This is a genomic window from Exiguobacterium sp. 8H (genome assembly GCF_902506255.1).
Lineage (GTDB): Bacteria > Bacillota > Bacilli > Exiguobacteriales > Exiguobacteriaceae > Exiguobacterium > Exiguobacterium profundum.
The window spans coordinates 1-10,526 of the sequence record NZ_LR733433.1; the positions used below are offsets into that span (position 1 = coordinate 1).

Annotated in this window: 10 protein-coding genes and 1 pseudogene; 2 read left to right on the forward strand and 9 right to left on the reverse strand. The window is 47.6% G+C overall.

What is annotated here, in order from left to right:
* Nucleotides 1–142 precede the first annotated feature (142 nt).
* The 3 genes from GVY43_RS15150 to GVY43_RS15160 are packed head-to-tail and all read right to left on the reverse strand — an operon-like array spanning nt 143 to nt 2,482.
* A complete protein-coding gene (locus tag GVY43_RS15150) occupies nt 143–328 on the reverse strand; it encodes a hypothetical protein (RefSeq protein WP_159563696.1) in 186 nt (61 codons plus the stop codon).
* Nucleotides 329–338: 10 nt separating this feature from the next.
* Complete coding sequence (locus GVY43_RS15155; protein WP_159563697.1) at nt 339–1,412, reverse strand: hypothetical protein; 1,074 nt, start codon at nt 1,410–1,412, stop codon at nt 339–341.
* A 17-nt stretch (nt 1,413–1,429) separates the two neighbouring features.
* The gene (locus GVY43_RS15160; protein WP_159563698.1) at nt 1,430–2,482 is read right to left on the reverse strand and encodes a hypothetical protein; all 1,053 of its coding nucleotides are present in this window, start codon (nt 2,480–2,482) and stop codon (nt 1,430–1,432) included.
* Nucleotides 2,483–3,483: 1,001 nt separating this feature from the next.
* Here GVY43_RS15160 and GVY43_RS15165 point away from each other — a divergent pair.
* Nucleotides 3,484–3,840, forward strand: a complete 357-nt coding sequence (locus GVY43_RS15165) for a type II toxin-antitoxin system RelE/ParE family toxin (protein ID WP_159563699.1) — start codon at nt 3,484–3,486, stop codon at nt 3,838–3,840.
* A 6-nt stretch (nt 3,841–3,846) separates the two neighbouring features.
* The gene (locus tag GVY43_RS15170; RefSeq protein ID WP_201302282.1) at nt 3,847–4,134 is read left to right on the forward strand and encodes a helix-turn-helix domain-containing protein; all 288 of its coding nucleotides are present in this window, start codon (nt 3,847–3,849) and stop codon (nt 4,132–4,134) included.
* Between the two features lie 99 nt (nt 4,135–4,233).
* On the opposite strand, the gene GVY43_RS15175 is transcribed toward GVY43_RS15170, so the two are convergent.
* From GVY43_RS15175 to GVY43_RS15200, 6 genes and pseudogenes are all read right to left on the reverse strand, one after another.
* Nucleotides 4,234–4,884: a hypothetical protein gene (locus GVY43_RS15175; protein ID WP_159563700.1), complete on the reverse strand. Its 651-nt coding sequence runs from the start codon at nt 4,882–4,884 to the stop codon at nt 4,234–4,236.
* 213 nt (nt 4,885–5,097) lie between these two features.
* Nucleotides 5,098–6,624, reverse strand: a complete 1,527-nt coding sequence (locus GVY43_RS15180; RefSeq protein ID WP_159563701.1) for a HEPN domain-containing protein — start codon at nt 6,622–6,624, stop codon at nt 5,098–5,100.
* A gap of 272 nt (nt 6,625–6,896) precedes the next feature.
* Nucleotides 6,897–8,033, reverse strand: a complete 1,137-nt coding sequence (locus tag GVY43_RS15185; protein ID WP_159563702.1) for an RNA-guided endonuclease TnpB family protein — start codon at nt 8,031–8,033, stop codon at nt 6,897–6,899.
* Nucleotides 8,017–8,202 (reverse strand): annotated as a pseudogene (locus GVY43_RS15190) (IS607 family transposase); the annotation flags it as partial. The gene GVY43_RS15185 and the pseudogene GVY43_RS15190, both read right to left, overlap by 17 nt.
* 160 nt (nt 8,203–8,362) lie before the next feature.
* On the reverse strand, nt 8,363–8,632 hold the full coding sequence (locus GVY43_RS15195; protein WP_159563703.1) for an ASCH/PUA domain-containing protein: 270 nt from the start codon (nt 8,630–8,632) through the stop codon (nt 8,363–8,365).
* Between the two features lie 52 nt (nt 8,633–8,684).
* Nucleotides 8,685–10,307 carry a hypothetical protein gene (locus tag GVY43_RS15200; RefSeq protein ID WP_159563704.1) on the reverse strand — a complete coding sequence of 541 codons (1,623 nt, stop codon included), beginning with the start codon at nt 10,305–10,307 and terminating at the stop codon, nt 8,685–8,687.
* Between the last annotated feature and the right edge of the window lie 219 nt (nt 10,308–10,526).

Genomic DNA, 10,526 nt, shown 5'->3' on the forward strand with positions numbered 1-10,526 from the left:
CGTATGTCGTCGAGAACCTGTTGATCGAACGGACCGGCACCTATCCGAAACGGATCACGGCCAAGTTCCTGGACAAGACGTGGGACCAGATCGTCCGCACCTACCAGGACACCGAGCCGATGTTCGCCACGATCCCGGAACATCATCGTTTCCTCGACTGACAGACGAAAGGACGACGCGTCTTCTCACGCGTCGTCCTTTCTTGGCCATAGGGTTGATGATGCGGTCTGTCAGGCGTCCGGACGATATAGCTCGACGTCCTCTCCGAGTCACGGTTCGGCGTGCCCTGATATTCGCTCAGGATGTACAGTGACCACAATCGCTCCATCATCCCCTCCTCACTGTTTATCGACTTCCTCAATGTCACGTGTCGGGTCAAAATCTGAAAGTGGCAGAATTTCGGCAGGCGGTCCCCATTTCGGTCTACTCATGAACCACTCATGCTTTTCCGATGTCTCAAGCGTGTCCGCACTCAGACGATAGATCGAGGTCCATGCATTAAAACAGATGTCTCCATCCTCCAACATCGGACTTGTGATAATATCTGACACCGGTGGGCTAGCCTGTGTTTTGCCGGTCTCTTTATCAATTTTTATAATCCGATTCTTTTCTTCATACATCGTTCCCTGTACCACAAAAAGTTCCTCGTCATCGCTGGCAAAGATGCCATTGTTCACGAACACACCGAGTTCCTGCCACGGCAAAATCGTGATCTCCCCGTCCGCCGAGAGCTTCCCGATGTGGTTGAAGAAGGCCATGTAGACCTCACCATCCGAGTAATGGAGCGAGATGACCTGTCCATACTTGGTGATGTAATCATCCAGAGGGTATTCTTTGAGAAGCTGCCCTTCCATATCATAGGCGTAGATGCTCTCTCGAAAGTCCTCATCCTCCCCATAGTCTTGTGTGCTAAGTGTATAGACGGTATCTTCACTCGCGGTCAATCCATAAATCGTCGGTCTGCCTGTTTCAAAGCATTCCTTGTCGGCCTGCGTCTTCCCTTTCGGGACACGGCACCATTGCGAGTGCGAGTCACGATGGACCGGGCTGTTCCCGTCATAGAAGATATGGGTCTCGTTCTGGGTGATCGGGCTGGCCGGATTCATCTCGTCTGGCGCCTCGACGTCATGGATGACATCCAGTTCGCCGTCCTCGACCGAGACCCGGAGGATGCCCGACCCTGTCGGGACCCAATAGGTATCCGGGTCTTCCCTCAGCACATAGAGCGTGTAAGCCCCGCCACTGTCCTTGAGCTCGACTTCCTGGTCGCCATATCGGACCAATGTGTCGTCCGTGCTCGTGATCCCGGTGTTGTACAGTTCGACCACATTCCGAACCTCGCCCTCCTCAGGATACCCGCAACCGCCCAACAACAGGACCATGGATAAATACGCCGCCCATCGCGTGAGCACACTGTTCCTCATCGGCATTAAAACCTGCCGATGATTCGGGTATCTAGATCGATGAAGATGTGGTAGGGCAACACATAGCCACCGGTCCAGTACCGATTGTTGATACTTCCGACATCACGCCCACCGGCACGCCATGCCCGATAGACGAGCTCAGAACAGTAGAACGAGCTCGTCCCGAACCCAGGGGCGATACTGTACGGCTTGTTCACCTGGTTCTCCGCATAGGAGCCGGCCTTCCGTTTCTGTGTCGTCGTCGATCCGTGGACGTTCAGCACAAAGTTTGAGCCCTGCAATTTTCTTCCTTTGAACGAATCCACATAGGTTTTATATCGATTGTAGTGCGATTTGACCCCCGTCCCCTTGGTCGCCTCGACGAAACGAAGGTACTCATCTGATCCGACCTCGACATGACCGTGGGCGACCACCCCCATGGTGCGGGCGCTCGGGATGTAGAGGATGCGTCCGACGTGAGGGTTCAAGGTGCCGAATGGCTCGACGGCTATTTCTTCCTCATCCTCATAGAGGACACCCTCTGCGAGGGTCTCGTTCAATTCGAGGAACTGCTCGTCGCTCAGTACACCCTGATTTGTCAAAGGGTCCAACAAGGATGCCCCGGCATCATATGCCTCGGCGGTCTCAATGTCTGACGCCATGGCTCCTTCTTGTTCGATCGCCTGTTGCATCTCTTCGACCGTCACGATAACTTCCTCCTCGTCGGGCTCCATGAGTGGGATGCGGGCCGTCACCGCAGGTGAGATCGGGCGGGCACCGTCCGCATGGACCGCCGTCAGGCGGACGTAGTAGTTGTCCGTGAACGAGTAGTCGGTGCCGCCCTTCTGCTCATATGCCTGCTCATAGAGTGGCGACGGTTGGGCGAGGAGTTCCATCCCCGACCCGTTGCGCAGGTAGTCGATCGTCCCGGTCTGGAGCTGTTCCGGTGTCGGGAACATGCCCTTTCCTTTCGTCGTCCACGACGTCTCCGTCGCCGGCACGTCCCAATAGCTGTGGTACGCCCCGTTGAACAGGATGACCTGGTACTTCTCCGCGCCCGGGATTGCCTCCCAGGACACGTCGAGGTGGCCCGTCACCGCGTCCGGCGCGCTGAGGTGCGCCTCGACCGTCGGGGCCGGCATCTGCGGATAGTCCGGGTTGACGAGCCGTGGTGCCGGGACTACCGGGGCCGGCATGTCGGTGTGGGGCGGGAGCCCCTCGGCCGATGCCGATGTCGGGAGCGCCGTCGCGACCAATGCGGCGAGGGCGATCCCGTTCAGCCATCGTCTCCAGTGTGGGTGTTGTCTGTCGTTCGTTCGATGTGTCATCGAATCCCTCCAAATCCTATGTAGTGGACTTCCTTGTATGTAAAGCGACCATCAGGTCGCACAGGAAAATGTAACATAACCAGTGAAATGCGGTGTCCAAAAACGAAATCGAGATTGTCATTTTTTGAAAGCGCCTTCTCCGATGGGGCGTAAAAGCGGGGCCGGGCTGATCCGGGACCGCTCGACCGAATAAACGAAAAGAGGCCCCCATAAGGGGACCTCACATTCGGGAATCGAGGAACGGCATACCTCGGTATCCATGGTTATTAGACAAACAGTGCATTCGGAAAGGGATCAGCAATCCCTATATATCTAGCATAGCAAAGTTCTCGGAAAGCGCAACAAAAGACGCCCCCTCGGAAGAGGAGGGCGTCCGATCCCGATCGTTTCCGCGACCAGGACCTAGGGCATCCTAAATTAACTCTCAATACAACCAATCAATTAGGAGCTGTAAACATGCGGGCAAGGAACCGCCTCCCTGCCTTGTCGCCATTTTACCAGAAGGACGCAGATTTTGAAAAGTACCGTCCGTTTTCTCGTCGAGCACGGAAGAAAACAGACATTGATAAAAAGACGGGTTTACGGACAACGTACCCAAAACAAAAAGGGCGACGAGACGCCCTTTCGTATTTTATGTGAACTCACGAACAAATTCGTTCTTTTAACGGTCGTTTTATAGACCACAAAATTCAAGCACAGATTAGATTTTCGAATGCATACGTGCTATCATAGAGAATGAACGAGGTGACCATATGCGTTTTGAGTTTGAATATGCGGATGGCTTAGACGGGACTTCCCCGTTCGAGAGCCATTTGTCGGAACTGGATGAGCGGGCTAAAACTTCCAAGCCCGAGCGCGTCCTCTTGAAACAAATCTTTCATCATTTCCGCCTCGTTGAAGAACGAGGCACTCGGACCGGGGAACCCCAGGTCAAACATTTGAAAGATAAGATTTGGGAAATGCGTCCCGGCTCCATGCGAATCTTGTTCGCCATGGAAGGGAACACCGTCTTGATTCTGCATCATTTTTATAAGACGACACAGAAGACCCCTCGCCGTGAGATCGAGCGCGCCGAGACAGCCCTGAAGAATTGGCAGAAGAAAGGATGAACCCATATGCTATTGAGTGACATGCGGTCAAAACTCACATCCCTTGATGAATCAGACCATCTTGAGATCGAGCTCATCACCCAGCTCGTGCTACGTCGTAAAGACATGGGCATGACCCAACGCGATGTCGCCGAACTCGCCGGCGTCGCCCAGTCGACGATCGCACGGATGGAGCGAGAGCTTGTTGTCCCGAAATTGGAGACGCTACTCAAAATTTCTAAGGTGCTCGACCTTCGTCTCCAGTTGGTCGCACAGGATGACGACCAACCTAAAAAAGACTTAGTGATGTCATAAAAAAGAAAGGGCCAAGGTGCCCTTTCTTTTTTATGTGGCTTTCTGTCTGATTTCTTTCGACATAACCTTCCACTCACCATTTGGATTCAGTAGGAGAGGCTATTTACCAATCATTTGACTTAAAGCAGGTATAAATGGAGCTAAAACTGTCATATGATTAGCAGCACTCGATACAAAGTTTTTATAATGATCAACAAATAAAGATGTATTTTGAGTGTTCTGCATATCTTTTAAAATTTTTTCTAATCTATCAATTTCGTTTTTGTCATCTATACTCTCTTTTAGAACTTTTAGAATCTCATTAATCACTTCGTTTGTAGATGCGTTAATGACGTTGACTGAGTAATCTTTAGAGTGGTTATTAACTCTTGAATTATCTCCATGAAGATAGTAATTTACATTAGGTTTAATTGATGCCTCTTTTTCTTCTTCGAGTTTTTTATACTGTCTTTCTGTTAAATAATACCCTTTAACCTGAAAAACCTTACCATATGCCGACTCTGACAATAAGTCATCAATGTAAAGTAAATTATTCGACTTCGTTCCTTTAATCCAGTCCCCTTGGTGAACATCACTACCTTCGTAAAAACCGATATAGGGACCACTTTTATCATTGTTTGGCAGTCCTTGTATTTGCGCAACTACTTCGCTATTCCGTATCACATCAAACCATTCTCCATGTTGTCTCATAAAACGATTAAAAGATGCTTGCACATTCAGAAAAATTCCTCCCTTTATTTTTAAAGACAAAACTCTTCATCCAACATTCATTCATAATTTATCCATTCTCCATGAGGGTCCTCAAGATTAATTTCTTCGAAGCAACTTTCGCACACCGTAGGAAAAGGATCGTATTCGTTTGTTTCATTACCGCAAAATTTGCACTCCATCATTTATCCCTCCAAATCAATGTAGTGATCTCAATCTTCTCAATTACTTCATACTCAAATTCAATAGGCGTTATCAAGTATCCTTATTTGGTTCATGTGTCTTTTCTTGAGAGTTCTCATCACTGGAAAGATAGTCGTAACTCACAAGTCTCCGATCAAATAATTTATTGATACTGTCATAGATACTTTTTTCAGACATCCCGAGTTCTGTGAGGACCATCGCATAGTAGAGCCACTTTATACTCCAAAAGTCAAGTATATAAAGTTCATAGGCTTCAAAATCCAAATCCCCATGCGCAAATTTATTTCGATGCTTTGCAATCCGTTCTCCTAAGGATTGAGAATCCACGTCAACTCCGTTTAAGTCCTCGTACAAATGTTTTAAAAAATAGTCCATGACAGGCCGGTTCTTTGAAAAAGCTTCCTCTATCTTGTCTTCCAGTGAACGTTTATCACTTTGAAGATGAGTGATAATCCCTTGATACATTTTCTTGCTTTTTTTCTGATGTTTTTTTCCTTTTATGTCTTCTAACTTCTTCTCCAATTCCAATATCAGCTCTTCCTTCGCCTTTTCTCTTTGTATATGAGATTCTGTTTGAACTGAGGAATCCCCTTTCACTTTTTTATATTGTGCCTCAAATCCTGCGACTGCCATCACATAACGTCCATTCGTGATATACCATGACTCTTTCAGACTTTCTGGAACATGTCCCATATAAATTTGGTCCTTAGATATGAGTTCAAACAGCTTGGGCATTTGTTGACCAATCAATGTGTGGTCTATGATTCGCTTCTCTATTTTCGACGACTCCTCAACACGTTCTCCTCCGTAAAAGCGCATAAACACTTGCCCCACCGTTTCAAGTTCACCCATTTCCCCACGTTTCAAGCTGATGCTTTCAAAATGAACGTTTTTTCTGTAAGTCAGAAACATGAATACTTTTCTCGTGTCTAAGATCAGGTTTTCCAAAAATGTTAAATCACTCGTAGATTCAAATGAATGGGTCAAGCGTCGAGAAAATTGAAGGGGGTTCCTAGACCCATACTTAGCTTTTCTGAGAATAGAGAGGAGTGTTTCTATCGTCTTATCTTCTCTGTACTGAAATGAAAATTTTTCGCTGGTATTTCCGTAATCTCTTACATTCAGCGCAATAGTTCCATCTTTATTCATTCCGCTGATTTCGTACGGAACTACAGGGAAAAAACCATCGACTTCGGGACCTTCAAAAGATATCGCATTGACATCCAATCTCTCTTTAATCTCGTCTGGAGATGAGAAAAATTCCCTACTTTCGAAGTGTATATATATTTCAACCCTAGCAATCAATGTCGTTTTTGTTTCAGAATGCCTATAGTCGCGTCTAGTTTTCGTTTGGATATGTTTTACTACGAACAAAAGCTGTCTGTCTGTTTCATACTCTTCTCCAATCAACCAAATTGGTGATTTTCTGTTATCGGTCCGGCCTTCCAAAAGAAACTCTAGAGGATTGAAGAAAACACCCATTTCCGAATCCAAAGGATGCAATGTAAGTACAAAAGTATTTTCGTCTAACTCAAAAGAATAGTGTCTCTCCTCGTACATCAGCTGTCCTGAAATCACTTCGCACCACTCCTTTTAACAGGATACACATTCTTATTAATTCGACGTGTTCATTACTATAATACCAACAACCGTAACAATCCGTTGCCATAAATCTGATGATTTTTTCTAACCAGTTATAACATGTATCAGATTTATGTTTGTTTCCTGCTTCTACGTGTCCGATTTTGCCACTTGCTCGCTACTCTCGTTTGTTCTAACACTCCACAGGCGTCAATTCGGATGCAACGAATCCTACTATCTACGTTTCTGTTTCAGTGGAAACTCGTAGTTTAAGCGCTATAACCAGCCAAGTTCAGACTCGCATTGTAATCCCTGTCCGCTGTATATCCGCATCGGTCACAATGGTAGGTACGGTCTGACAATCTTAAGTCCACTTTCTTATGACCACATCCATGGCATAACTTAGAACTTGGATAGAACGGATCTGCTTCCACCAACTCAATACCATAATCTTCACACTTATATTGAAGTTGGCGTTTGAACTCGTAGAATTTTTGTTGTGCAACTGATTTTGCTAAGTGCTTGTTTTTCATCATCCCTTTTACATTCAACGTCTCTACAACAATCTTTGACGGCTTGGTTTTCACGATCTCCGTTGTTGTTTGATGTAAATGGTTCTGACGAATATTCGCTAGCCTTCGATGGATATGTCGAATCTTCTGTTCTAATTTATGGATGTTACACGTTTTGATAAACCGGTTCCCCTTCTTATTCATCTCGTATTTCCGAGAGACTCTACGTTGTAACCGACGTAGTCGTTTCTCAATCTGTTTCACGTTCCCTGTCCTATTGATGTTTTTATAGACTCTGCCATTTGAAACCGTCGCCAAGTCTTTGATGCCAAGGTCGACTCCAAGTGTTTCACCTGTCAGGTTCTGTACGGGGCGCTCCATCTCTACGCCGACTGAAATGTACCAATACTTTCCATCGAAACTGATTCGTGGGTTGGAATATTTCGTATTCATCGGCAACGGCTCGCTCGTTTTCACCCAGCCGATTTTTTCAAGCAACACGGACTTCGGTTTCACTTTCAGTTTGACATTGTCATTATAAAAGGCCGGCCTCGACCTCTTCCTTGACTTGAACCGTGGCTTTTCCACCTTCAACCGACTTTTCCCACTCATGCCCATAAACCATTTTTTATAGGCATCACAAGCGTCTTTTACGGCTTGTTTGGCTATGTTATTGGATACTTGGTTCAACCACGCATATTGTCGTCGTTTCTTCATTTTTGTGATGTGTTTCCGTAGATCGTTGTCCCGAATGAATTTTCCGCCGAACCGATGGTTCAGTTCTTGCATTCTCAACGTCCAGTTGAATATCCATCGTGCCGTGCCGGCCGAACGCCACAATTGTATCTCTTGTTCTTTAGTCGGGCGTAACCTGACCTTATTGGCCCGTATCATCCTCCATCAACTCCTTGATGATTTTCTTGGCTTTATTCGCTCGTTTCCCTTGTAATCGACAACTGAACACGGTGACGATTTGAATCAAGTCCTCCACCAGTTCTTGTTCCTCTGTCTTTTCTGCGTTGTCAATGATTTCGATTTCCGTACCGTATTTATCACAAAGATCGGCATCAGGAACGGGACCCATTTCTTCTCGCCCCGGTCGACATATCTCGTCATGGTCCATCTCCACTTTTCCCAAGCAATTATAAGAACGTTTGTTCTTATTTTATACCCTCATTTTCGCGTTGTACACAAAAAAAGGGGCGCCGGTCGGCACCCCCTCGTCAAGATACGGTTTGTTCGGCGCCCTTGCCCGTGACGACATCCCCGAGCGCCATCACGACATAGCCGCCCCGTTGGGCGTACGCTGTCATGTATGTCACGCGTCGGCACAACGCCCGGCCGGTGTACGCTTGTTCAGTCGGGTCGTACTCACGCAAGGTCAGGACATCGCCGGACTTGTATCCGCGATCGTCCTGACGAATCTCGAACGTCTTCAGGCCAGCCTCGACCGCGTCAAAATACTCCGGCCAAATCTTCAGTTCATGGAGCATCCGTCTTCCCTCCTTCCATGTTTGTCTCTCATTCAGGTGGCAGACAGGCAGTTTACAGGCACAGTCTGATTTTCTGCTGATCTGACCGAATCAGGATGTATACCGTATAGTCTACACCCTTTGAGATTTCAGACAATACAAGTCCCGCAGTATCGATCGATGCGACTTCGATCAGTTGCAAGAGACGGTCCATCTCGCCCGTCTCGACCTCCTTCACCGAGACGATGCCGTCTTTCACATCATCCATTCTGTAATCGCAGAGGATCGGGACTTCTTCCAGTGGGATATGCGAGATGTATGCATCACTTTCAGTCGGGACGATGGGCACGTCACGAACGGTGCAGTTCCCGTCTCGGTTGACGGTCGCAAGAAGATCGTCTTCTCCGTTCTCATGAATTAAAAAATACTGCCTGATCCCGTCCTCTTCCTCGAACCCTTGCAATGCCCACAGGTCGAGGTCGATGTTTTTACGTTCCGCTTCCAGCACTTCGAGCACACGTTCCATGTCTCTTTGTTGTTCCGGGCTCAGACAGGTACTCTCATATCGGATATCCCGCAACTTCAAGAATTGGACGTATTCTTCGCGTCGTTCGATCGCCTCGACGATCGAGTCTGCTTCGGCCAGTTCGTATCGCTCGAATCCATTGTTCCGGTAGTAGTGGGGCGCAAACTTCCCTGAATCCGTCGATACCATCGTCACTTCATAATTGAAATCGTCGCTCCCGATGAAATACATCGTCCGACCGTCGGTTTCAGCGATTTCGTGCAATTTGTATCTTGTCGTGTCGAATCCTTCGGTCTCGAACTGCTTGATGATTCGTTTCATGTCGACCGTTTGTCGGTCATCGTCGGATTCTCGATCTTGATTCATTCTTTCTCTTCCGATTGGATGATCTCGAAATGCAAGGTTTAGTTCGATGGCTTCTCGAATCGTTTTCGCTTCTTTCACGCAGGGAACACTTATCACACTGTCCTCTAGATATTGTGGGGTCGGCTTATATGCGTTCTCTTCACCACAACTGATTTCAAACTCTTCTTCCGTGAACGGATGATAGAAGCGATAATCTCCTCTTGATAGATCGGATTTATCGCCGATGTTGACCCACCCCGTCATGTCGATCCCTTCCTTGACGATGAAATCCAACACAAGATGCATCCCTTTCACCCACCACCAGTTTTCAATGTATGCATGTAGTCTTTCTGCGACTTCCCGTTCTTCCGAAGATTCTCCCAGTGACTCCACGATACCCTTCGCCAACTCTTCTTTCGTTTCATACTCGTTCGGTTCAAAGTGGTCGAGCAACGACAAGTGAATGTCCATCTCGTTTAGAACGTCCCAGTATACGGCATGATTCCGTAAGAGGGTCGCACGGAATTTTCTTTCGTCTTTCGAGAGATCAACGGTGGTTTTGATGATCGTACGTATCAACTTCTTGATCGAAGGCTGACTTTCAGGAATGCCTGATCCCGTTATGTTGAACACCACATAGTCGTCTACACTCACTTGTATATCGTCTTCATCATTCGGATGCAAGAATACATAGTTACGGACATCACCCGTCTCCTCAACCGAATAAAGGTTCCAGTCCGTCAAATCCACCCCTTCATCTTTTAGCTCGTGCTTGATTCTGTCCACGTCCATTTCCTGCTCACTTGTCAGATTTGCAACCGACATATCCACCCACTCCTTTTTTGTACGCGAAAAGGGCCGACATGTGCCGGCCCGCTCGTCAGATGTTCGGTTTCGTTCAGGACCGCACGCTTCGGTCCTGGCTTTCTTCTGTCTCCGGCACAACGCTGGATCGCGCCTGTTCCCGGAGCACCTCGAGGAACTGCCCGTCGAGGCTGAACTGTTCCATGTCCCGCCGTCGGGCCGGTTCTCTGTACGTGGATG

Bases quoted from the DNA above. Each gene is read 5' to 3' on its own strand.
- GVY43_RS15150 (WP_159563696.1), bottom strand. From the start codon at position 328: ATGGAGCGATTGTGGTCACTGTACATCCTGAGCGAATATCAGGGCACG.
- GVY43_RS15165 (WP_159563699.1), top strand. From the start codon at position 3,484: ATGCGTTTTGAGTTTGAATATGCGGATGGCTTAGACGGGACTTCCCCG.
- GVY43_RS15170 (WP_201302282.1), top strand. From the start codon at position 3,847: ATGCTATTGAGTGACATGCGGTCAAAACTCACATCCCTTGATGAATCA.
- GVY43_RS15185 (WP_159563702.1), bottom strand. From the start codon at position 8,033: ATGATACGGGCCAATAAGGTCAGGTTACGCCCGACTAAAGAACAAGAG.
- GVY43_RS15195 (WP_159563703.1), bottom strand. From the start codon at position 8,632: ATGCTCCATGAACTGAAGATTTGGCCGGAGTATTTTGACGCGGTCGAG.
- GVY43_RS15200 (WP_159563704.1), bottom strand. From the start codon at position 10,307: ATGTCGGTTGCAAATCTGACAAGTGAGCAGGAAATGGACGTGGACAGA.